The organism is Idiomarina sp. T82-3 (assembly GCF_001577655.1).
Taxonomy (GTDB): domain Bacteria; phylum Pseudomonadota; class Gammaproteobacteria; order Enterobacterales; family Alteromonadaceae; genus Idiomarina; species Idiomarina baltica.
Genome location: NZ_LSBQ01000005.1, coordinates 66,524 through 90,137, shown reverse-complemented (window position 1 = coordinate 90,137; position 23,614 = coordinate 66,524). Strand labels below are relative to the sequence as shown.

Genomic DNA, 23,614 nt, shown 5'->3' with positions numbered 1-23,614 from the left:
TTAAACAGCGTTGATTACCAACCTGTTTTCTCACGTACTGCTTTGCCGATATCAGCCAAGCTACGTACAGTTTTGACGCCAGCCGCTTCAAGTGCAGCAAACTTCTCGTCAGCTGTACCTTTACCGCCTGCAATGATCGCACCTGCGTGGCCCATGCGCTTACCTGGAGGCGCTGTAACACCTGCAATGTAAGAAACAACAGGCTTAGTCACGTGGTTTTTGATGTATTCCGCAGCTTCTTCTTCTGCAGTACCACCGATTTCACCGATCATGACAATTGCTTCGGTCTCTGGATCCTTCTCGAACAGCTCTAAGATGTCGATGAAGTTAGAGCCTGGGATCGGGTCACCACCGATACCAACACAAGTAGACTGACCGAAACCTTCGTCAGTAGTCTGCTTGACCGCTTCATAAGTCAACGTACCCGAACGTGAAACGATGCCGACTTTACCTTTCTTGTGAATGTGACCTGGCATGATACCGATCTTACATTCGTCAGGAGTGATAACGCCAGGGCAGTTTGGACCAATCATACGAACACCTTTGTGCGTCAAGTATTCCTTAACGTACAACATGTCCAATGTTGGGATGCCTTCAGTAATACAAACAATCAGTTCGATACCCGCGTCCGCAGCTTCGATGATTGAATCTTTACAGAAAGGTGCAGGTACATAGATAACTGATGCTGTTGCGCCAGTCGCTTCCACCGCTTCTTTAACAGTGTTGAAGACAGGTAGACCTAAATGCTCTTGGCCACCTTTACCCGGTGTTACACCGCCAACCATTTGCGTACCATACGCAATTGCTTGCTCAGAGTGGAACGTACCTTGACCGCCAGTGAAACCCTGGCAGATAACTTTGGTATTTTTATCGATCAAAACGCTCATTATTGACCTCCTGCCGCAGCAACCACTTTATCAGCAGCGTCAGAAAGGCTTTCTGCTGCGATAATGTTTAGGCCACTTTCATTCAATTTCTGCGTACCTAGTTCTGCATTGTTACCTTCAAGGCGAACAACAACCGGTACTTTAACGCCCACTTCTTCGACGGCACCGATGATACCTTCAGCGATCATGTCACAACGAACGATACCACCAAAGATGTTAACCAGTACGGCTTTCACAGAGCTGTCAGACAAGATGATTTTGAATGCTTCAGAAACGCGTTCTTTAGTTGCACCGCCACCAACGTCAAGGAAGTTTGCAGGTTCGCCACCACTCAACTTAACGATGTCCATCGTACCCATCGCCAAACCAGCGCCGTTAACCATACAACCGATGTTGCCATCGAGTGCAACGTAGTTGAGTTCCCACTTAGCCGCTTCTGCTTCACGCGCGTCGTCTTGTGACGGATCGTGCATTTCGCGGATTTTCGGCTGACGGTACAATGCGTTGCTATCGATACCTACTTTAGCGTCTAGGCAGTGCAAGTTACCTTCGTCAGTGATAACGAGCGGGTTGATTTCAAGCAATGCTAAGTCGTATTGCTCGAACATTTTCGCTAAGCCTAAGAAGATTTTAGTGAATTGCTTCACTTGATCTGCAGAAAGGCCCAATTTGAAACCTAACTCACGACCTTGGAAAGGCTGTGCGCCTACGGTCGGATCGATTTCAACTTTCAAGATTTTTTCTGGTGTTTCTTCAGCGACTTTTTCGATTTCAACGCCGCCTTCAGTTGATGCCATGAACACGATTTTACGTGAACCACGGTCTACAACTGCACCTAGGTAAAGCTCGTCTGCAATGTCAGTGCAGCTTTCAACTAAAATCTTAGCAACCGGCTGACCATTTTCGTCGGTTTGGAAAGTTACTAAGTTTTTACCTAACCACTGCTCAGCAAAAGCGCGAACTTCGTCAGTGCTTTTTACCAACTTCACACCGCCCGCTTTACCGCGGCCGCCAGCGTGAACCTGACATTTAACAACCCAAGTGTCTCCACCAATACGTTTTGCCGCTTCAACTGCTTCATCAGCAGTATCGCACGCAAAACCTTCAGATACTGGCAAACCAAACTCTTTAAAGAGTTGCTTACCCTGATACTCATGCAAATTCATGATGCTCTTCCGATTCGTTGAAACAACAAAAGCAGCGAAATGCTGCCTACCCGAATACCGCGCCGAATTCTAACGCGTACGGCGCAAAAATAACAGCCGTAAGCTGGAATCCAACTTACGGCTGAGTGCTCAGCGTCTTTAGATATCCAGGATAAGACGTTGAGGATCTTCCAACAGCTCTTTAACCGTGACTAAAAAGCCAACCGATTGTTTGCCGTCGATAATACGGTGGTCATAAGACAGTGCCAAATACATCATTGGCAAAATCTCAATTTTACCATCCACCACCATGGGGCGTTCTTGGATTTTGTGCATACCCAAAATCGCGCTTTGTGGTGGGTTCAAAATAGGAGTTGAAAGCAGTGAACCAAACACACCACCATTAGTGATTGTGAAGTTTCCACCCTGCATTTCTTCCAATGTGAGTTTTCCATCACGTCCTTTGATAGCCAATTCACGAATACCGTTTTCCATGTCTGCGATCGACATTTTGTCAGTATCACGTAACACAGGCGTGACCAACCCACGTGGTGTTGAAACTGCGATACTTACATCGAAGAAGTTGTGATAAACGATATCATCGCCGTCAATCGATGCGTTGACATCAGGGAAGCGTTTTAATGCTTCTGTGACCGCTTTAACGTAGAAGCCCATGAAACCTAAGCGTGTACCGTGTGTTTCTTCAAACACATCTTTGTACTTTTTACGAAGGTCCATAATCGGCTTCATGTTGATTTCGTTAAACGTCGTCAACATTGCCGTGTCGTTCTTAGCTTGTAATAAACGCTCGGCGATACGTTTACGTAAACGCGTCATCGGCACACGTTTTTGGTCACGGTCACCCGCCGCTTGCGGCTGCTGAGACGCACTCTGGCTGCTGCTAGAGCTTGGCTTAGACTGTTGGCCTTTAACGTGTTTCTCAACGTCTTCTTTGGTCACACGACCACCTTTGCCGGTACCTTTTACGTCACTCGGCTTCAAACCATGCTCGCCTAACAAGCGACGCACAGCTGGCCCTGCGACTTCGCTGTCGCCTTCATCTTTCTGCTCAGCTGAAGTGTCTTCAGACTTTGCCGAGGATTTATCAGAAGAACCTGATGCAGCTGCGCCCGCTTCAACCGTGCCAATCACATCGTCAGCACCCACTGTCGCGCCTTCGTCTTGCGTGATTTCAGCCAATACACCATCGGCTGGCGCGACAACTTCAAGAACCACTTTGTCAGTTTCAATATCGACAAGGTTTTGGTCGCGCTTAACAGCGTCGCCTGCTTTCACATGCCAAGTTGCAATGGTTGCATCAGAGACAGATTCAGGTAACTGCGGTACTTTGACTTCAATTTTTTCGCCCGAGCCTGATTTTTCAGAAGCATTGTCGTCTTTTGACGAACTTTCTTCTTTCTTATCTTCTTCAGCCGAATCTTTGCTATCGCTATCGTCGTTGCTATCGTCACCCGCGCCTTCTTCGATTTTGCCAATCACTTCTTCAGCAGTCACCGTGGTGCCTTCGTCAGCAATGATTTCGCCAATGACGCCATCGGCTTCAGCGACAACTTCGAGCACTACCTTATCGGTTTCGATGTCAACCAGATTCTGGTCACGCGACACTTTGTCACCTGGTTTTACGTGCCAAGTTGCGATGGTGGCATCGGCAACAGATTCGGGTAATTGAGGAACTTTAATATCAATCGCCATGGTTCATCTTCACCTATTTAATGGTTAGCGCTTCGTCAACGAGTTTTTGTTGCTGTTTATTGTGCTCAGATAAATAACCGACTGCCGGAGCAGCTGATGCGGCTCTGCCGCGATAGGTTAATTGAGCACCTGATGGAATAGCCGCCCAGAAATTATGTTGGCTGCTGTACCAAGCACCTTGGTTCTGGGGCTCTTCCTGACACCAAACAAAATCTTTGACGTGCTGATAATCTTTCATAATCTCTGCGACTTCTTCCGCAGGGAACGGATAAAGCTGTTCGATACGGATAATAGCCACATCATCTTGTTCGCGTTTACGGCGTTCTTGTAACAGATCATAGTAAACTTTACCTGAACACAAGACCACGCGTTTTACTTTTTTCGGATCCAAGTCATCAATTTCAGCGATGGCATTTTGGAAGCCGGTATTCTCTAAGTCACTCATTTCAGAAATAGCTAATGGGTGACGTAGTAACGATTTAGGTGTCATCACCACGAGCGGACGGCGCACCGGACGCAATTGCTGACGACGAATCATATGGAACACTTGCGCAGGTGTCGTTGGTACACAAACTGACCAGTTATGATCAGCTGATAGCTGCAAGAAACGTTCAAGGCGTGCAGAAGAGTGTTCTGGACCTTGTCCTTCGTAGCCGTGCGGCAGCAATAAAGTCAAACCACATAAACGACCCCACTTCTGCTCACCCGAGCTTAAGAACTGGTCAACCACAACTTGGGCACCGTTGGCAAAATCACCAAACTGGGCTTCCCACATCACCAACGACTTGGGTTCAGCGGTCGCATAGCCATATTCGAACGCCACTACAGCCGCTTCCGATAACACCGAGTCGTAGATTTCTACCACACCTTGATCATCTTTAATGTGATTCAACGGCATGTAAGTCGATGCATCTTTTTGGTTATGCAACACGGCATGACGATGGAAGAACGTACCACGACCCGAGTCCTGACCCGTCAAACGGATATGGATACCCTTATCTAACAAGGTGGCATAAGCTAAGGTTTCTGCAAAACCCCAGTCCATCGGCTTATCGCCTTTGGCCATTTTCATGCGTTCTTGATAGACCTTAGCAACGCGAGAGTTCAGCTTATGTTCTTCTGGATACTGGGCAATCTTCTCACCCAATGTCGCCAGCGTCGATTTTGACACTTTATAGTCATAGTCGACGTCCCAATCGTTGCCCACGTATGGGCTCCAATCGACCGAATGCTTACGCATCGGACGGTGTTCTTCAACGACGACCTCACCTTTATCTAAGGCATCACGGTAGTCTTGTACCCATTGTTTCGCGTCGTCTTCACTAACCACATTGGCCTTTGACAAACGTTCCGCGTAGATTTCACGCGGCACTGGGTGCTTTTTCACCTTCGCATACATCAATGGCTGCGTAGCACTTGGCTCATCTGCTTCGTTGTGACCGTGGCGGCGATAGCACACCAAATCAATTACAACGTCACGTTTAAAGGTATTACGGAAGTCCAGTGCCAATTGCGTTACAAAGACCACGGCTTCAGGATCATCTGCGTTAACATGGAAAATCGGTGCTTGGACCATTTTCGCAATATCAGTACAGTACTGCGTTGAACGCGCGTCTTCTTGCTTAGATGTGGTAAAGCCAACTTGGTTATTCACCACGACACGTACAGATCCGCCTACCTGATAGGCACGCGTTTTAGACATGTTAAATGTCTCTTGTACGATACCTTGACCAGCGATTGCCGCATCCCCATGAATGGTTATCGGCAATACTTTATCGCCTTTAGGATCTTGTAAACGATCCATGCGCGCGCGCACCGAGCCCATAACCACTGGATTAACGATTTCTAAGTGTGATGGGTTAAAGGCTAGCGCCAAGTGAACATCGCCACCGGGCGTTGCAAAATCTGACGAAAAGCCCATGTGATATTTAACATCACCTGAACCTTTGTTGGCCGCATGTTTGCCGGCGAACTCATCAAATAAATCTTGTGGTTTTTTACCGAGCACGTTGACTAGGACGTTTAGACGACCCCGGTGGGCCATGCCAATAACGACTTCTTGCGTGCCTTGCTCGCCTGAGCGACGAATCAATGACTTCAATAGTGGGACTAAGCTATCGCCACCTTCGAGTGAGAAACGCTTAGCACCTGGAAACTTAGAGCCCAGGTATTTTTCTAAACCGTCGGCAGCAGTCAATTCACGTAAGATGCCGGTCTGCTGCTCTTTATCAAAGCTTGGCTTACCGCGGACACCTTCTAAGCGCTGCTGAATCCAACGTTTTTCCTCTGTCGACACGATGTGCATATATTCTGCACCAATCGGGCCACAATAAATATCTTCTAACGCTTTGTGAATATCCTTGAGCTTCATCGTTTCGCTGCCAACGGCTAGCGAACCAACGTTGAACTCACGGTCCAAATCGTCTTTAGTTAAATCATGAAAAGCAAGTGAAAGGTCGGGTACCTCTTCTTGTTTCCACAAGCCAAGAGGATCAAGGTTAGCGTGTTGATGACCACGAAAACGGTATGCATTAATGAGCTGTAAAACGCGTACTTGTTTCTGATCCGCTACTGACGACTGACCGCCAGCTTGCTTGAGTTTATTCTTCGCAAGCGTACGAAACTGTTCCCGTACGTCACTTAATTTAGCATCTACTGCATGGTCATTGGTTGGCAATGAGTCGAACATATTTCGCCACTCATCACTCACTGCAGTAGGATCATCGAGGTAAGCTTCGAACATTTGTTCGATATAAGCGATATTGCCTCCGGCTAGATGCGATGATTCTAGCCATTCACGCATTACACCCTCTTGCATTGCGTATCCTTCACACTCAATTTGTTCAAACTATAAGAAATAGCCATCCGTGAGCCGGATGGCCATCTTCAGCATCAATTATAACGATTTCTTGCTAAGGCGCTGCAATTAAACTGCACGGCTCAGCAACATCGATTTAATGTGACCGATTGCCTTCGTTGGGTTCAACCCTTTAGGACAAACATTCACACAGTTCATGATGCCGTGGCAACGGAACACACTGAAGGCATCGTCAAGGTCATCAAGACGTTGTTCAGTCGCCGTGTCACGACTATCGATCAAGAAGCGGTATGCATGCAACAAACCGGCAGGACCGATAAACTTATCTGGGTTCCACCAGAATGATGGGCACGAAGTTGAGCAACAAGCGCAGAGAATGCACTCGTACAAGCCGTCTAACTTCGCACGCTCTTCTGGCGATTGCAGACGTTCACGCGCCGGTGGCGTTTTCTCATCATTGATAAGATACGGCTTAATTTTTTCGTACTGTTTGTAGAACTGACTCATGTCTACAATCAAGTCACGGATGACAGGTAAGCCTGGTAACGGGCGAATCACGATCTTGCCACCTTTCAAAGATGACATTGGCGTGATACATGCCAAACCATTTTTACCGTTCATGTTTAAACCGTCAGAGCCACACACGCCCTCACGACATGAGCGCCGGAACGCTAACGACGGATCTTTTTCTTTTAATTTAATCAAAAGATCCAGCACCATCAAATCCTGATTCTCTTCAATTTCAAGAGAATAGTCTTTCATGTATGGTGCGTCATCAACATCCGGGTTGTAACGATAAATCGAAATATTAACTGTTTTCATCGTTTTAACCCCTTATTAATAAGTACGTGCTTTCGGAGGGAAAGCTTCACGTAGCTTAGGTGCCATATTCACTTCACGCTTAACCATCTGCTCGTCTTCTGGGCGGTACACACTGTGTACTAACCAGTTATCATCGTCACGGTCAGGATAGTCAGCACGACTGTGCGCACCACGGCTTTCCGTACGGAAGTTGGCCGCTACAGCAGTAGAATAAGCTGTTTCCATCAAGTTATCGAGCTCCAAGCACTCAACACGCTGAGTATTGAACTCTTTAGATGTATCATCCAAACGTGCATTTTTCAGACGCTCGCGGATTTCTGCCAGCTCTTTAAGACCATCAGCCATCGCATCGCCTTCACGGAATACCGAGAAGTTCATCTGCATGCATTGCTGCAAGTCCTTCTTAATTTGCGCAGGGTCTTCACCTTTCTGGGTGTTTTCCCAACGGTTAAAGCGGGTTAGCGCTGCATCGACATCGTCTTTTGACGCTTCGCGTGCTTCCGCATTCGCAGCCAAGTGTTCACCTAAGTGCATACCTGTTGCACGGCCGAATACGACCAAGTCAAGCAGTGAGTTACCACCTAAGCGGTTCGCACCGTGTACCGATACACAGGCGATCTCACCACAAGCAAACAGGCCTTGAACTGGTTTTGATTGACCATCGCTATCGATGTCCAATACTTGACCGTTCACGTCTGTTGGAATACCACCCATCATATAGTGACAGGTTGGGATGACCGGAATCGGTTCTTTAACCGGATCGACATGAGCAAAAGTGCGTGATAAGTCGCATACACCCGGTAGACGGCTCTCAAGCGTCTCTTTACCCAGGTGATCGAGCTTCAATTTCAAGTGCGTACCCCAAGGGCCATCGCAACCACGACCTTCGCGAATCTCGGTCATCATTGAACGTGCAACGACGTCACGCGATGCCAAATCTTTTGCGTTTGGCGCATAGCGTTCCATGAAGCGCTCGCCATCTTTGTTAAGCAAGTAACCACCTTCACCACGGCAACCCTCGGTTACCAAGCAACCTGCACCTGCGATACCGGTTGGGTGGAACTGCCACATTTCCATATCTTGTACAGGTACACCGGCACGTAATGCCATACCTACGCCATCGCCCGTATTGATGTGCGCGTTGGTCGTAGAAGCATAAATACGCCCTGCACCGCCGGTCGCCAATACGACCGCTTTAGCTTTCACATAGTAGACTTCGCCGGTCTCAATATTCATCGTCGTGACACCGCACACAGCGCCGTCTTGGTTTTTAACGATGTCGAGTGCATACCACTCAGAGAATACCGTAGTCTTATTTTTCACGTTTTGCTGGTACAATAAATGTAGCAGAGCGTGACCGGTACGGTCCGCGGCAGCCGCTGTACGCGCCGCTTGCTCACCGCCAAACTCTTTTGATTGGCCACCGAAAGGACGCTGATACACTTTACCATTTTCAAAACGCGAGAATGGTAAGCCCATGTTTTCGAGCTCTAAGATCGCTTCTGGACCGCTCTTACACATGTACTCAATTGCGTCTTGGTCGCCAATGTAGTCTGACCCTTTGACGGTATCAAACATATGCCATTGCCAATCGTCTTCGTGGGCGTTACCCAAAGCAACGGTGATACCACCTTGCGCAGAAACAGTGTGAGAACGCGTTGGAAACACTTTGGACATCAACGCACAGCTCATACCTTCTTGGGAAATTTGCAACGCAGCACGCATGCCTGCGCCGCCCGCGCCGATTACAACGGCATCAAATTCTAAAGTTTTTACGTTCACTTACACACCCCACAGTACAAACAAGCCAGTGAGCCAAACGATGATGAGCCCAACGCTGAATACGAACTGAATAAAAGCGCGTACACCCGAGGCTTTAACATAGTCCGTAAGTACTTGCCAGATACCAATCCAGCCGTGTACTAACACGCCGGTAAGCGCTAACAACGTGAACACTTTCATCCACAAATTCGAAAATAAGCCCGTCCAGTTGGCGTAGGTTACGTCCGCTGTTGACGCAAAGAAGCCCACCATGAACAAGACATATAGCAACATAACGACTGCTGAAGCACGCAACAAAATGAAGTCATGCGGGCCGCTACGTCCAAAGGTTCCAGCTTCTCTTACCATAACCACACCCCTACTAAAACTGACACGATAATCGAAATCACGATGGATGCAGTGGCACTGGCGCGGCCTGAATCAAGCTCTTCCCAGAAGCCCATATCCATGATCAAGTGACGAATACCAATGATTAAGTGGAATCCTAACGCTGTCAAAATACCCCAGCCAATGAACTTCGCGATAAAGCTAGTCATTATGCTTTCTACTTGAGCAAATCCCTCAGGACCACTGAGAGACGTTGCGAACGCCCAAATCAAGAAGGCCAGTGACACAAGCATAATGACACCGGAAACCCGATGCAGGATAGATGCTTTGGCAGCGGCAGGAAACTGAATGGTAGATAAGTCTAAGTTTACAGGTCTTTCTTTTTTCACGATAGATTGCCTTTCAATAAAGCACCAAGAAATGTAAAGAATGCCCGGAGCACTGTTAATTAATGCCACCTCGACGTATGTGAGTATATCGACCATAGCATTGAATTACAATGTCCAATGCCTATAACGGACATCGAAAGAATTTGGATTAAGACTAAAGTTGTATCTCGCATAAAAATGTAATCCTGTATTCACTTTATGCACGTATAATGATCGAGAGCGAGTTGCCATGTCCTTTACAAAAATTGACATTTGGCACGCATTTCGAGTTAAATTAGCGCACTTTTTAAAAAGTAGATGCAAGGAGAAGTCCTTATGGCTGATCGTAAAGCCACTTTACAGATCGATGGACAGTCAATTGAGTTACCCGTTTTATCCCCTTCTGCTGGTAAGGATGTCGTAGATGTCCGCAGCTTAGGCAAACACGGATATTTCACCTTTGACCCAGGGTTTTTAGCAACCGGCTCATGTGAGTCTAAGATCACATATATTGATGGTGAAAACGGTGTCTTATTGCACCGCGGTTACCCTATTGGCGATCTCGCCACCCAAGCGGATTATCTAGAAGTCTGCTACATGTTGCTTCACGGCGAAGCACCTGATGAAAAGCAATACCAAGATTTCCGTAAAACCATCACCAAACACACGATGGTTCATCAGGGCTTGCACAATTTCTTTAATGGTTTCCGTCGCGATGCTCATCCAATGGCAATGCTATGTGCTGTTACGGGCGCATTGTCTTCGTTCTACCACGATGATTTGGACATTCATGATCCAGATCAACGCTTACGTAGCGCCTACCGCTTGATTGCGAAAATTCCGACAATCGCAGCGATGGCTTACAAGTTCAGCATCGGTCAACCGTTCGTTTATCCGCGTAACGACTTAGGCTATGCGGAAAACTTCCTGAACATGATGTTTTCTGTACCTGCAGAGGATTATGAAATTAGCCCTGCTGTTGCAAAAGCAATGGACCGTATCTTTATCCTTCACGCCGACCACGAACAAAACGCTTCAACGTCGACTGTTCGTTTAGCAGGCTCTTCAGGTGCTAATCCATACGCATGTATCGCGTCAGGTGTTGCATCGCTATGGGGTCCTGCACACGGTGGTGCCAATGAAGCGTGTTTGCGTATGTTGGCTGAAATTGGTTCAGTAGAAAACATTCCTAAGTACATCGAAAAAGCAAAAGACAAGAACGACCCGTTCCGCCTTATGGGCTTTGGTCACCGTGTTTATAAGAACATGGACCCACGTGCAACGGTCATGCGTGAGTCATGCCACGAAGTACTGAAAGAATTGAAACGTGACGATCCATTGTTGGATGTTGCGATGGAACTTGAGCGCATCGCGCTTGAAGACGACTACTTTGTAGAGAAGAAGTTGTTCCCGAACGTCGATTTCTACTCAGGTATCGTACTTAAAGCGATTGGTATTCCAACCAACATGTTTACCGTAATCTTTGCGTTATCGCGTACGGTGGGTTGGGTATCACACTGGCACGAGATGATGAGCGAAGAGAGCCAAAAAATTGGCCGTCCTCGCCAATTATACACAGGCCACACGCAGCGCGACTTCAAACCAATCAAGAAGTAAGTGGTATCGTAAGTGACCTGCAAAGACATACAGAGCGCCCCGAGGGGCGCTTTTTTTGTGCTCGATGACAGGATAAAGGCGCCTCTAGTTCCCCATCACTGTACCGGTTTGAGCGATTGCCACAATCGATTTTATTAAGAGTACATACGATTAAATCCCACGGTTTACGTGCAACCACAGGGTAATTTCATTATAATACAGCGCAATTTTGTCTATTGCGCCGCTAATGGCACTTACAACATATAGAGAGGCTTATGCAGCAAGTAGTTAACGTACAGCAACCCGTAATTACTCCGCGTCGCTTCAAAGTTTACCAACATCGTCAGTTGGATAAGATTGAAGCACTTAAACGCGTACCCGATGATATTCGATTCGAAATGAAAGTGGTCGCGAACGTATTACCGTTCCGAGTCAACGAGTATGTTTTTAATGAGCTCATCGACTGGGAAAACGTACCTAACGATCCGCTGTTTCAGCTCACCTTTCCACAAAAGGATATGCTTGATCCCAGTGCATTCCAACGTATGGCTGATTTGATGTCAGGCAAGCATACGACCAATGAAGTCTTTGACCTCGCTACTCAGTTGCGCCAAGAGATGAATCCGCATCCAGCCGGGCAAATGCAGATGAACGTACCTCACGTTGATGGCGAACCATTGCCAGGCATGCAGCACAAGTATCGCGAAACGGTTTTATTTTTCCCTGCTCAAGGTCAGTACTGCCATAGCTATTGCACCTTTTGTTTCCGCTGGGCTCAGTTCGTCGGTAAAGCGACACGCTTCAACTCCAATGATGCCGATCAACTACATCGCTATCTGGCACAGCATAAAGAAGTGACTGACTTACTCGTTACAGGCGGTGACCCAATGGTCATGCGTACACGTAAATTGAAGCATTATTTGGAGGGGCTACTGCAGCCTGAGTTCGACCATATTAAAACGATTCGTATTGGCACTAAAGCGTTGACATTTTGGCCGTACCGCTTCATTACGGACCCCGACGCTGATGAATTAATGCGTTTGCTTGAGAAGCTTGTGCGTGGGGGGAAACATGTCTCCATTATGGCGCATTTGAACCATCACAACGAATTACGCACCGAAGTCTGCGAAGAAGCAATTCGTCGTTTACGTGCCACAGGCGCACAGATACGCTGTCAGGCGCCTTTATTACGCCACATTAATGACGACCCTAAAGTATGGGCGGATATGTGGGAGCGCGAAGTTCAGCTCGGCATGATCCCCTATTATATGTTTGTCGAACGTGACACAGGCGCTAAACGTTACTTTGAAGTGCCGCTTGAGCGTACATGGGAAGTATTCCAACAAGCTTATCAACAAGTATCGGGTATTGCGCGCACAGTTCGGGGTCCATCGATGAGTGCAGGTCCTGGTAAAGTTGAGGTACAAGGTGTGACTGAAGTGGCTGGCGAAAAAGTCTTCGCGTTACGCTTCATTCAAGGCCGTAATCCAGACTGGGTACAGCGTCCATTCTTTGCTAAATATGACCCAGACGCAACTTGGTTACATCAATTGAAACCGGCCTTTGGAGAGGACAAGTTCTTTTTCGAAGACGAGTATGCGCAGATGGCAGCGATGGACTAACCATCGCTGCTACGCGCTTTATTTTATACGCTGGCGGGCTTGTTCTAAGTCCTCTGGCGTATCAATCCCTGCGGCTGGGGGCATAATGGCCTCAGCAACATGAATTTTCTCGCCATGCCACAGCACGCGCAACTGCTCCAATGACTCGATACGCTCAAGCGGGCTCTCATTCCAAGCCACATAGCGTTTAATAAAGTCCGCACGATAGGCATAAATGCCGATATGTCGCATGTAACCATCGACCTGTTCAGGCTGCTGATCGTTCAATGACTTAAATTGGTCGCGGTTGTATGGAATAGGCGCTCGACTGAAATAAAGCGCATACCCTGCCGAGTCACACACCACCTTTACTGCATTCGGGTTGAACACTTCATCGGAGGTCGCCATCGGCACTGCTAATGTCGCCATCGGTGCAACACGTTGATTCGCCAAGTTATCAGCCACTTGCCGGATAATTTCAGGCGGAATAAAAGGCTCATCACCTTGAACATTAACCACGACTTGATCTTCGGACAAGGCCAACTGCTCTACGACCTCAGCCAGCCGTTCTGTACCCGATTGATGTTCGCTCGAGGTCAGCATACTGCGTCCACCAAAACGTTCCACTTCATCAGCAATACGCTGATCATCTGTAGCAATAATCACTTCAGCCGCACCACTTTGCAAAGCGCGCTCATAAACATGTTGAATCATCGGCTTGCCGCCAATATCGGCTAGAGGTTTACCTGGTAAACGGCTCGATGGGTAACGCGCAGGAATAATTACAGTAAAACTCATAAAGGTACCTGCTCCATCTCATCCGAACTCAACGTTTTAGCCTTTTCGCTCATAAGCACAGGGATGCCCTCTTCCAGTTCAAATGCTAATTGTTCGCCTCGACAAACGAGCCACTGCTTGGCCTCATGCCACACTAACTTGCCTTTACAGCTAGGGCAGGCAATTATGTTCAGTAAACCTTTATCAAAACTCACGGTTAAACCTCATTTATGAATATGCCGAATTGCCTCAAGCAAATCAGCCTTAAATTTATCAGGAAATTGTGCAGATATCGGTTGATAGTACCAATTATCTGTCGCTATGCCACGACACTTCGCGGCATCTTTCTGAGTCATCAGTAGCGTTTTATCTTTGAACACCTGCAAATCGTCGGCTGTAAACCGGTAATGATCAGGAAACGCTTGCGTACTGGCAAGCTCGATGCCTTGATGACGTAAACTAGTAAAAAATCGCTCTGGATTACCAATGCCGGCCAACGCGTAAAATGCGCCATGTTCTGGCAGCTCAACCACTTCGTCATCAATGACACGTCGCCAAGCCTGTGCTTTCACCTCGCCCACATAGTGAGCAAACGGGTGTTGAGCATAGAGTGACAATACCCAACGCGCTCCACGCAAACGCCAAGGTCCTTCTCTCAATGGACCTGTTGGTAACAGCCAACCATTACCTAGACCTCGCTCAGCATCGACCAAAATTACTTCTAAGTCACGACCCAGCGCATAGTGTTGCATACCATCATCGCTAATAACGAAATCAATGTTCGGATGTTCGGCTAAAAGGTGTTTAGTCGCGTCGGCGCGGTTGGGGCTAATAACCACAGGTACACCGGTAATCTGACGTAACATCAGCGGTTCATCTCCCGCTAACTCAGCAGTATCGTCGACCGCCACATGATGCGGACTTTGAGCTTTAGCACCGTAACCTCGACTCACAATGCCCGGTGTGTAGCCCTCAGATTTAAGCATATCAACTAAAGCCACGACCGTTGGTGTTTTGCCGGTACCGCCCACACTAATGTTGCCGACCACAAGCACGGGTACAGGCGCCTTAAATGACCGTATCAACCCCATACGATAAAACGAACGTCGCAAATTGGTCAGTAGCCAAAACAGCAGCGACAATGGCGTAAGAAGATACAATAACGGGTGTAAGCGTTTGCGATACCATTGTCGCTCGAGCCACATCTAATTAACTCCACTAAATTGCAGGTTATGTAGCTGGTAATAAGGTCCCTCGTTCGCTAATAACGACTGATGATCCCCACGCTCGACAATATGCCCGTTATCCATGACTAATATTTCATCGGCATTCTCAATCGTGGATAAACGATGTGCTATTACAATTGAAGTTCGATTGGTACGTAACACGCCCAATGCCTTTTGAATATGACGCTCAGACTCTGTATCAAGCGCTGACGTCGCCTCATCGAGTATCAAAATAGGTGCATCCTGCAGTAACGCACGCGCGATAGCGATACGTTGGCGCTGTCCACCTGATAGCATGACGCCGTTTTCGCCCACCATGGTGTCTAAGCCGTGACTCATATTGTCGGTAAACTCGGTGACGTAAGCTTGCTCTGCGGCCTTAATAATATCTTCTCGCGAAACATTCTTTGATGTTCCGTAGGCAATATTATTGGCAATAGTATCGTTAAAGAGTGTGACATGCTGCGACACTAACGCAATCTGACGACGTAAACATTTTAAACGGTAATCTTGTATGTTCCGCCCATCAATCGTCACCTCGCCGTTAGTTACGTCATAAAAGCGAGTTAATAGATTTGAAATCGTTGATTTGCCGCTCCCCGAGCGCCCTACTAAAGCGAGGGTCTTACCTTCTCCCACCGCAAAGCTGATATCGTCCAAAGCGGGGTCTTCGTGTTCATTATAGCGAAACGTCACATGATTAAACTCAATATCACCTTTAACTCGTTCCACCATATGTGTGCCCTTGTCAACCTCAATGGGCTGGTCGAGAATCTCGAATACACTTGAGGCGGCCGCTAAGCCGCGCTGAAAATCACTATTCACGTTACTCAACTGTTTCAATGGTCGCAGCAACATAATCATTGATGTCAATAACGTGGTAAACGCACCCGCCGATAAGTTTTCCAACATCTCGGGAAAACTGGCAATAACGAGGACCATCGCCAAGCTCAACGACGCAATAAACTGGATCACCGATGTGCTGATCGCGCGCGTGCTCACCAGTTTCATGTTTTGGTTGCGAGTGATGTTGTTGATTTCGCCAAAGCGTTTTGACTCGAGCTTTTGACCTTCATGCATGACCACAACTTTGTGCCCGTTGATCATTTGTTCGGCAGTGGTCGTGACGTTCCCCATCGCAGTCTGAATACGCCCACTGACAACACGAAAACGTTTCGATACAACTCCGACAAATTTAGCAATGACGGGCCCAATCACCAAGAAAACCAAGCTAAGCTGCCAGCTCTGATAAAACATCAAACACAACAAACCGACTACAAATCCGCCATCACGGATTAAGATCAGTAAAGCACGACTGCTTGCTTCGGCCACCTGTTGGGTGTCGTAAGTGATTTTAGATATCAAGTCACCCGTAGAATGGTTGTCATGAAACGCCACCGGTAGCTTCATGAGGTGCTCAAACAGTTGCTGACGCATGCGTGTTACCACTTTAAAACCCACCCAGCTTAAGAAATAGGTAGAAATGAAGTTGAATAACCCGCGCACAATAAAAAACACCGGCACGAATACGGCCCCCCACAGCAAGACACTTGAGTCTTGTTGAGTCAAACCTTCGTCTATGAGTGTTTCAATTTGTGAGAAAAAGAGAGTATCGACGCCTGCGTAGCCCAACATACCGATGATAGCGACGATAAAGGCAGATTTGTAAGGCTTTATATAAGATGCGAGCCGCTTAAGTGAGCTCGTTTGTTCCTTGTTAGAATCCATGCAATGCCATTAGTTTCTGAAAATCCCAGCTATTTTATCTGCTTTATATCACGGTTGGCTAGTCGAACTGTAGGACTTTGCATTCGTTTTGTCGAATAACGCGGGTGTTTTCAGGCGCCACACACGGTCTTTGATAGCAATCGATAACTGCCCCCAATCTGCCGTCGTCGCCCATTGACTGCCGAAATCTAGCGCTCTTTGTTGAGTATACATATCGGGCATTCCATAGGCGTTGGAACGTCCGACACTGACTAAGGTCACGTCAGGCTGAGTCGCCCCAAGTAGCAACGACCCTAACGAAAAAGCACTGCCATGATGCGGTGCCACCAGTATTTCAACAGGTCCAACTAATTGCTCTTCAACCATCATACGCTCTTCGGCAAAACCGATGTCGCCCGTTATTAGCCAGTCAATGGCACCATAGCTAAATTGGTAAACACACGACGCCGCGTTACTATTTTTAACATCGACGCGGTTTGGCCACAGTACCTTCCAAGAAATACCGCGCCAGCGTCCGCGCTGCCCAACTTGACACGGCTGCTGAGTCATCGTGCCAAACCATTGCGCATTGGGTAGCCGCGTTTGTGCTAAACGCCAGTCGCCACTGTGATCTGAATCACTGTGGGTAATAGAAACCCGTTCTACCGTCAAGCCACGTTGCTTAAGAAAGGGTTCAATCACTGACTCAAAGTGACCACGTCCACGATAGAACCTTCGTCCCAAATCGATAAGCCAAGCCTTATTTTGCCGTTCAATGACCAGCGCCTGCGCTTGACCGACATCCAACACATGAAACATAACATCCGCTTTTTGCCCTCGTTCTAAGAAATAATAACCGCTTGCAATAGCCGCCAACACAGCACTTCCTATCGAGAAATACCGCGGTAGCCAATACGGCAACAGCAGCGCCAGCGCGAATAACCAAAAAATCGTGCCAGTGACTGTCGGCAATGTGCTCGAAAACCATACTATCGGCACATCAGCAAGCGTTGTTAGTAATGGCTGAATCACTATTAACGGCTGTTCGGCTAGCCACCAGAGATTCGCTGCAAAACTATCTGACCAACACATCGCTGCTATTGCGCCCAGAAGCGTTAAGGGAAGCACCCAGATAGCAATAATAGGCACAACGAATAGATTGGAAAACGGTGCAATCAATGACACGCCGTCAAAAAACGCTAGCGATATCGGCCCCATCAGGGTCAAGAATAATAATTGCAGGTAGAGGGTCTGCCAGATACGTGTTACCCACGATGCAGATGGCTTATTGTGCCAACTCCACTGGCACAATAAAATGACGGTGACAGCTAAAATTGAAAACCAAAAACCAATATCGTGCCAACTACCCGGGTCGTTTACGACCAAGATAATCGCGGCATACCAAAGCCTTTTCCATGAGCGGGTCGTTAAACCGAGCCATCGCTGCCCCCAAAAAAGCAACAACATAAGCCATGCGCGTTGTGCTGAAATAGCAAAGCCAGCTAATGCGGTGTATATAAGTGCTCCCAACAACGCAATAACTGCAGCGACTGGATTCAAGACTAAACGCTCTCGGTTACGCAGTAAGAATCCACGGTGAGGAAACACCGATAGACACTGCCTAATCAATAAAAAAACAAGTCCCGCAACCAAACTGATATGTAACCCAGAAATCGCCATGAGATGTTGCAAACCATGACGTTGCCAAACCACGCGTTGCGCCTGCGGGATGTCACCTCTATAACCGATTGCTAACGCTTGCAGTAAGCCGCGAAACTCAAGATCAGCGTGTTGAAACGAATCGTAGATCCGCCAACGGAGGGATGGCGCTACCTGATTTAGTTTCATAGCGCGCACGTAACCTTGCTTTGCGAGCTGCTTAGCCCACAGGTAGCGCGCCGGTCGTTCACCTCCCTGATTCCAATATGTGGTAGGATTTTTTAAATTGATTTCGGCGCTATAACGCTGCCCAGGAGCTAATTGATACCTCTTCGAGTCGCCATACCAATATAATTGCACCCGGCATTGACAGTCCTCGACGAGGACGCGTCCCGCAAACGAGACTCGGGACAATTCGGCAACAAAGCGACTTCTTTCATCACCGTGGTAATCAACTTGCTCTATTTTTAAGTGAACCAACAACCACTCGCGGTCCGGCAATCGGCTCTGTTGCTCAGCCAGGTTTGATACAAAATAAGTTCCTGAGAGTATTCCTATAAGAAGTAAAATAAAATGGATAAGAAATCGTCGAAAGTGGGAACAAAACGGTACAAGGCAACTCACCACAACAATCACGAATGCGACTAGCCACGTTTCGATTAAGTGAGTAGAATACAGCGCCATTACTGTTCCGGCGAGCAAAGTTAACGAGCTGTATCCCATTCGGTGTTTCCAGTTCAGTCGCACAATTAGATGTAAACGGGAATTGCAATGGCAAGACGCATGATCAAAAAATGGATGCCGAATCATGAAAAAATTCGCCAAACACGCGCACTGAGGGTATTTGGTTCATTATTGCATGATGCTAACTTGTGGCACTTAAATCGCCGCTCTGCCTCGGGTGCGTTTGCGGTGGGGTTATTTTGTGCATTTATCCCGGTTCCGTTTCAAATGCTTCTAGCCGCAGCAGGCGCCATTATGTTTCGGGTCAACCTGCCGCTGTCAGTTGGCTTAGTCTGGGTATCTAACCCCATTACCATGCCACCCCTGTTTTATTTCTGCTACGAGGTTGGTCGCGTGGTTCTTTCTGCACCCGCGCATCCTTTTAATTTTGAATTAAGTTGGGACTGGCTTATCTATAGTATCGAGACCATCGGTCCTGCATTTTTACTCGGCTGTTTTATAATGGGCACGCTAACAAGTTTGGTGAGTTACATTACCATTCGTGTTATGTGGCGTGTATCCGTTGTGCGCGCCTGGGAGGCGCGCCAACATCGTGGTAAACAGCGCAATTAATGATGTTCATGTAATGCTTGCGCAGGTTCTATTTGTGTTGCTCGCCACGCAGGATAAAGTGTGGCAATCGCACTCATCGTAATTGCGACACAACACACCAGCACGACATCAATCCAACGCCATACAGACGGTACTTCACTGACGAAGTATACGTCGTCGGATAAAACCTGAAAGTGTAATGCTTGCTCCAGTAGAAGAATGATTTGCGGTAACGCAGAAGCCAATGCAACGCCCCATAGGCTCCCCCAAAATGCACCTTTCAATCCACTCAACGTGCCTTGCCAAAAGAACGTAGCAACAATACGACGGTTATCTAATCCCATTGTTTTCAACATTGCGATCTGCGGTCGCTTCTTTGTCACTGTCATGACTAATGTGGAAACAATATTAAAGCATGCAACCGCCATCACGAGTACGAGAACCAAGTAAATCACCGTGCGAACGAGCTCAATATCACGGTAGAGGTGTCCCTGCGTACGCATCCAGTGATCGACATACACCAACTCGGGTAACTGATTACCCACTGAATTCGCCACCTGAGACGCTTGAAAAACGTCAGTTACTTTTAATTCTACCGTCGAGACACCGTGTTTAATTTCACCAATAACGCGAGCCGTATCAAGACTGACATAGCCCATTTGATGATCGAGTTCACCACCGAACTCAAATAGTCCGACGACTTTCAAACGGTGACGTTGCGGCGAACGAAACTGTTGACTACTTTTATCGGCAACCAACAGTTCTAATGTATCACCCACCTCAACACCGTAAGTGTGCGCAATACCCTGACCCAACACGATGGTGTTGAGTTGATTGAGTTGCGCTCGCGCACCCTCAGTAAAAAACTCAGTGGCACTCGGATGAGGACCATTAGGTGCGATACCCTCTAACATGATTCCTTTGAACTGATCACCCGAACGAAGCATCGCAGTTTGTTTGATCACCGGATAAGCCTCAGCGACTCGGCTATCACGTTTGGCGATTTTGACGATACGTGCCCAGTTATCAAAGGTGCCTTCTACTTTGGTAAATGAAGCATGAGGAACCGCTTTAAGTAACTTCTGTTCTAACACGTTCTCAAAGCCATTCATCATTGACAGGCTCGCTATCAACACAGCACAACCGAGCACAATGCCCACCGTCGATGATGAAGCAATAAAGGCGAATAAACCTGAACGACTGCGGCGTTCAGAAAAGCGTTGAGCTAATTTAAATGTAAGCATTAAATCGTATCCACAGCAGTTAAACAGCCATCATGGAGTCGATAAACCGAGCCTATCCGCTCAGCAAGCGCCATATCATGCGTAACAATAATAAATGCCGTACCAAATTCTTTATTCATTTCAAGAATCAACTCAAACACTGACTCTGCCGTTTGCCCATCCAAATTACCCGTTGGCTCATCCGCAACCACAAGTTTGGGCTTATTGGCGAATGCGCGAGCGATCGCCACTCGCTGTCGTTCACCACCAGACAACTGCGCGGGACGGTGATGCATTCGTTCGGATAAACCCACTCGTTCAAGTAAAAGCTGCGCTCGCTCAGTTGCAATGCTCTCAGTCTCACCCGAGATACGGAGCGGCATCGCAACATTCTCCAATGCGTCAAACTCTGGTAACAAGTGATGAAACTGATACACAAAGCCAATATTTTGGTTTCTAAGCTGCGCCTTTTGTGAGCCCGTTAACTGTGTAATTTCAGCATCCTCAAAATACACCTCACCGGATGATGGAACATCTAAGCCGGCCAATATATGAAGCAATGTACTTTTACCAGAACCTGAACTGCCAACTATTGCCATCACCTCGCCATGTTTAACTTCAAGGTTAACGTGCTTCAACACTGTTACCTGGTTATCACCATCTCGGAAAGTCTTGTTCACATTGTGGGCTGTGATCAAATCATTAGTCATATCTTAACGCCTCGGAAGGTTCAGTTTGTGCCGCTTTGGCTGCTGGGTAGAAAGCGGCAACAAGGGCGAGTATCAGTGCGAAAAAAGCGATGAAGCAGACCTGCGTCCACTCAAATTGAACGGGGAGCTGTTGTCCTAAACCGGCAACAAAATGCGTTCCCAGTGTTTGCAAAATAGGGTTAATAAACAGCGCCAAAAGGATACCTAGCAACAACCCTACCGAGGTACCCACAACCCCTATGTAACAGCCCTGAATAAGAAATACTCGACGCACTTGAGCCTGAGTTAAGCCAATGGTTTGTAAAATTGCGATATCATGGCGTTTATCATCAATCACCATCGCCAACGCCGACAGTGTATTAAATGCGGCAACAGCAATGATCAGTGCGAGCATCAACCACATCATACGTTTTTCCATACCGACCGCATCAAACAGTTGACCATAACGTTGTCGCCAATCCGTCACGGACAATGTGCTATTCGAACGAATGATTGAAGCAACTTTCGGCGCATTGAAGGCATCATTGAGCTGGAGCTGAACTTGCTTTTGTGCTGCGCGGGGATCACGAATTAAACGGGCTACATCATCAATGTTTGCAACCGCTAAGTGCTTGTCTAAGTCAGATTGCATTGCAAAAACCCCCACTAGTCGAAAAGTTCGCTGTGAGGGGAGCATACCGAGTGGACTATAGACGGCCCCCTTCGATGAGACGATACGTACCTTATCACCAATCGCTAACTTCAGTTGATTCGCAAGCGTTTGACCTAAAATAATATTGTATTCACCCGTTGCAAGTCGACTCCACTGTCCCGCTATTAATGCCTGCTCGAGCGCTGTCGGAATCGTGCGATGAGCCGAATCACCGGTGTCAAAACCTTGTAACGTCACGACGGCAAGATTACCCGGCACTTGCACAAGCGCTTCGGTAGACACATAAGGAGAAACCGACTGCAACGCGCCTTTTGGCAGTTTTTCGGTTACATCATCAAGCTCAGCAAGCACATGATCGCCGTAGAGCTGAACGTGGGGGACACCGCCTAGAATTCTTTGTTTAAGCTCATTCTCAAAGCCATTCATTACGGACATCACGACAACCAACGCCATCACTCCGACAGCGATTCCGCCTAATGCGAATCGTTGAATAAACCGGGTGAACGCCGAGTACGCTTTTGTTCGGCTATATCTCAACGCAATAGAAAGTGTAATTGACCGCAAACGACGCCCTTGAAATGATGGTTGCTTATTAGGAAAGGTCAAGGATAATGAGTTGTTAGCAGCCTGACAACTTTGCGAGACAAAAATGCAGCCAAATCAGTCTATTAATTTACGTCCTATTGGCGACTATTTTACTGTAGCTGATAGCTTACCTGTGCAACTGACGCCCGTAGCTGTGGACTCTGTTCCTTCTGAACAGGCACTTCATTCGGAGATCCCGGAGCTTTTTAAGCTTTGCTCAGAGCTTGCTGGGAGTGATCAGTCGGCACTCCAGCGAGTGCGTTCAGAAAACCCGAACTCTCCTGCGCTCGTTGATGCCTTAGCACTCATCAACCAGAGAATGGGAATGATGCTCGGATATTTATTGAGTCAAACACACGGTAACGAGTATGCACTTACCGCTCATGAATTTGGTGGCGGTGGGTTTCGTGTCAATTCTGACACGAGATGGACTGTGGGCGATACTTTTCAGGCTAATTTAATATTTCGCGAGGAGTCGCTGGCTATCTATTGCTATGTCGAGTGCACTGAGTCTGAAACAATATCCGATGACAACTATCAAGCGACCTTCCAATTTGCTCAGATTAGGGAGCAGGACCATGAACACGTAATACGTCATAGCTTGCATAGCCAGACTCGTCACCTCAAAGCGCGAGCAGAGCAACGCAAACAGTCGAGCAAATCAGAAAACTCCGAGCGATAACATCCAAATTGCTGGTGATTTAAGTATAATGCAACACAGAATTGTAGTTAACATTAGGT

General features: G+C 47.5%; 20 protein-coding genes. 4 read left to right on the top strand and 16 right to left on the bottom strand.

Features of this window, described 5'->3' with window-relative positions:
- Nucleotides 1-14: 14 nt before the first annotated feature.
- The 8 genes from sucD to sdhC all read right to left on the bottom strand — a co-directional run bounded on the left by sucD (nucleotide 15) and on the right by sdhC (nucleotide 9,883).
- Complete coding sequence (gene sucD, locus AWU56_RS04895; RefSeq protein WP_006955516.1) at nucleotides 15-887, bottom strand: succinate--CoA ligase subunit alpha; 873 nt, start codon at nucleotides 885-887, stop codon at nucleotides 15-17.
- Nucleotides 887-2,053, bottom strand: a complete 1,167-nt coding sequence (sucC, locus tag AWU56_RS04890; RefSeq protein ID WP_006955517.1) for an ADP-forming succinate--CoA ligase subunit beta — start codon at nucleotides 2,051-2,053, stop codon at nucleotides 887-889. Before sucC ends, sucD begins: the two co-directional genes overlap by 1 nt.
- 138 nt (nucleotides 2,054-2,191) lie before the next feature.
- On the bottom strand, nucleotides 2,192-3,745 hold the full coding sequence (gene odhB / locus AWU56_RS04885; RefSeq protein WP_286681913.1) for a 2-oxoglutarate dehydrogenase complex dihydrolipoyllysine-residue succinyltransferase: 1,554 nt from the start codon (nucleotides 3,743-3,745) through the stop codon (nucleotides 2,192-2,194).
- 13 nt (nucleotides 3,746-3,758) lie between these two features.
- On the bottom strand, nucleotides 3,759-6,563 hold the full coding sequence (locus tag AWU56_RS04880) for a 2-oxoglutarate dehydrogenase E1 component (protein ID WP_006955519.1): 2,805 nt from the start codon (nucleotides 6,561-6,563) through the stop codon (nucleotides 3,759-3,761).
- A 108-nt stretch (nucleotides 6,564-6,671) separates the two neighbouring features.
- The gene (locus tag AWU56_RS04875) at nucleotides 6,672-7,385 is read right to left on the bottom strand and encodes a succinate dehydrogenase iron-sulfur subunit (protein WP_006955520.1); all 714 of its coding nucleotides are present in this window, start codon (nucleotides 7,383-7,385) and stop codon (nucleotides 6,672-6,674) included.
- Nucleotides 7,386-7,400: 15 nt separating this feature from the next.
- Complete coding sequence (gene sdhA / locus AWU56_RS04870) at nucleotides 7,401-9,167, bottom strand: succinate dehydrogenase flavoprotein subunit (protein ID WP_006955521.1); 1,767 nt, start codon at nucleotides 9,165-9,167, stop codon at nucleotides 7,401-7,403.
- On the bottom strand, nucleotides 9,168-9,515 hold the full coding sequence (gene sdhD, locus AWU56_RS04865; protein ID WP_006955522.1) for a succinate dehydrogenase, hydrophobic membrane anchor protein: 348 nt from the start codon (nucleotides 9,513-9,515) through the stop codon (nucleotides 9,168-9,170).
- Nucleotides 9,509-9,883 (bottom strand): succinate dehydrogenase, cytochrome b556 subunit, encoded by a 375-nt coding sequence (gene sdhC / locus AWU56_RS04860; protein ID WP_040487923.1) that lies wholly within the window; start codon nucleotides 9,881-9,883, stop codon nucleotides 9,509-9,511. The genes sdhD and sdhC overlap by 7 nt, the downstream gene beginning before the upstream one ends.
- Before the next feature lie 315 nt (nucleotides 9,884-10,198).
- Between sdhC and gltA the strand changes: the two genes are divergently transcribed.
- Complete coding sequence (gene gltA, locus AWU56_RS04855; protein ID WP_006955524.1) at nucleotides 10,199-11,479, top strand: citrate synthase; 1,281 nt, start codon at nucleotides 10,199-10,201, stop codon at nucleotides 11,477-11,479.
- Nucleotides 11,480-11,733: 254 nt separating this feature from the next.
- A complete protein-coding gene (locus AWU56_RS04850) occupies nucleotides 11,734-13,080 on the top strand; it encodes a KamA family radical SAM protein (RefSeq protein ID WP_286681912.1) in 1,347 nt (448 codons plus the stop codon).
- A gap of 18 nt (nucleotides 13,081-13,098) precedes the next feature.
- On the opposite strand, the gene kdsB is transcribed toward AWU56_RS04850, so the two are convergent.
- Genes kdsB through AWU56_RS04825 form a run of 5 tightly spaced genes read right to left on the bottom strand, consistent with a single transcriptional unit; the run spans nucleotide 13,099 to nucleotide 19,112 of the window.
- The gene (gene kdsB, locus AWU56_RS04845; RefSeq protein ID WP_286681911.1) at nucleotides 13,099-13,857 is read right to left on the bottom strand and encodes a 3-deoxy-manno-octulosonate cytidylyltransferase; all 759 of its coding nucleotides are present in this window, start codon (nucleotides 13,855-13,857) and stop codon (nucleotides 13,099-13,101) included.
- Entirely contained in the window at nucleotides 13,854-14,051 is a 198-nt protein-coding gene (locus AWU56_RS04840) for a Trm112 family protein (protein WP_006955527.1), read from the bottom strand. Before AWU56_RS04840 ends, kdsB begins: the two co-directional genes overlap by 4 nt.
- A 9-nt stretch (nucleotides 14,052-14,060) precedes the next feature.
- Nucleotides 14,061-15,041: a tetraacyldisaccharide 4'-kinase gene (lpxK, locus tag AWU56_RS04835; RefSeq protein ID WP_286681910.1), complete on the bottom strand. Its 981-nt coding sequence runs from the start codon at nucleotides 15,039-15,041 to the stop codon at nucleotides 14,061-14,063.
- Nucleotides 15,042-16,790 (bottom strand): lipid A export permease/ATP-binding protein MsbA, encoded by a 1,749-nt coding sequence (gene msbA, locus AWU56_RS04830; RefSeq protein WP_006955529.1) that lies wholly within the window; start codon nucleotides 16,788-16,790, stop codon nucleotides 15,042-15,044.
- Nucleotides 16,791-16,838: 48 nt separating this feature from the next.
- Nucleotides 16,839-19,112 (bottom strand): DNA internalization-related competence protein ComEC/Rec2, encoded by a 2,274-nt coding sequence (locus AWU56_RS04825; RefSeq protein ID WP_286681909.1) that lies wholly within the window; start codon nucleotides 19,110-19,112, stop codon nucleotides 16,839-16,841.
- Between the two features lie 87 nt (nucleotides 19,113-19,199).
- On the opposite strand from AWU56_RS04825, the gene AWU56_RS04820 reads away from it, so the two are divergent.
- A complete protein-coding gene (locus AWU56_RS04820) occupies nucleotides 19,200-19,724 on the top strand; it encodes a DUF2062 domain-containing protein (protein ID WP_040487877.1) in 525 nt (174 codons plus the stop codon).
- Here AWU56_RS04820 and AWU56_RS04815 read toward each other — a convergent pair.
- From AWU56_RS04815 to AWU56_RS04805, 3 genes are read right to left on the bottom strand one after another with little or no spacing between them, the layout of a single operon-like run.
- Nucleotides 19,721-20,947: a lipoprotein-releasing ABC transporter permease subunit gene (locus tag AWU56_RS04815; RefSeq protein WP_272978021.1), complete on the bottom strand. Its 1,227-nt coding sequence runs from the start codon at nucleotides 20,945-20,947 to the stop codon at nucleotides 19,721-19,723. The genes AWU56_RS04820 and AWU56_RS04815 overlap by 4 nt on opposite strands.
- Complete coding sequence (lolD, locus tag AWU56_RS04810; protein WP_006955533.1) at nucleotides 20,947-21,636, bottom strand: lipoprotein-releasing ABC transporter ATP-binding protein LolD; 690 nt, start codon at nucleotides 21,634-21,636, stop codon at nucleotides 20,947-20,949. Before lolD ends, AWU56_RS04815 begins: the two co-directional genes overlap by 1 nt.
- Entirely contained in the window at nucleotides 21,629-22,852 is a 1,224-nt protein-coding gene (locus AWU56_RS04805) for a lipoprotein-releasing ABC transporter permease subunit (RefSeq protein WP_286681908.1), read from the bottom strand. The genes lolD and AWU56_RS04805 overlap by 8 nt, the downstream gene beginning before the upstream one ends.
- Before the next feature lie 85 nt (nucleotides 22,853-22,937).
- Here AWU56_RS04805 and AWU56_RS04800 point away from each other — a divergent pair, with 85 nt between their 5' ends.
- Nucleotides 22,938-23,555 (top strand): PilZ domain-containing protein, encoded by a 618-nt coding sequence (locus AWU56_RS04800; protein ID WP_272978020.1) that lies wholly within the window; start codon nucleotides 22,938-22,940, stop codon nucleotides 23,553-23,555.
- Nucleotides 23,556-23,614: the final 59 nt, after the last annotated feature.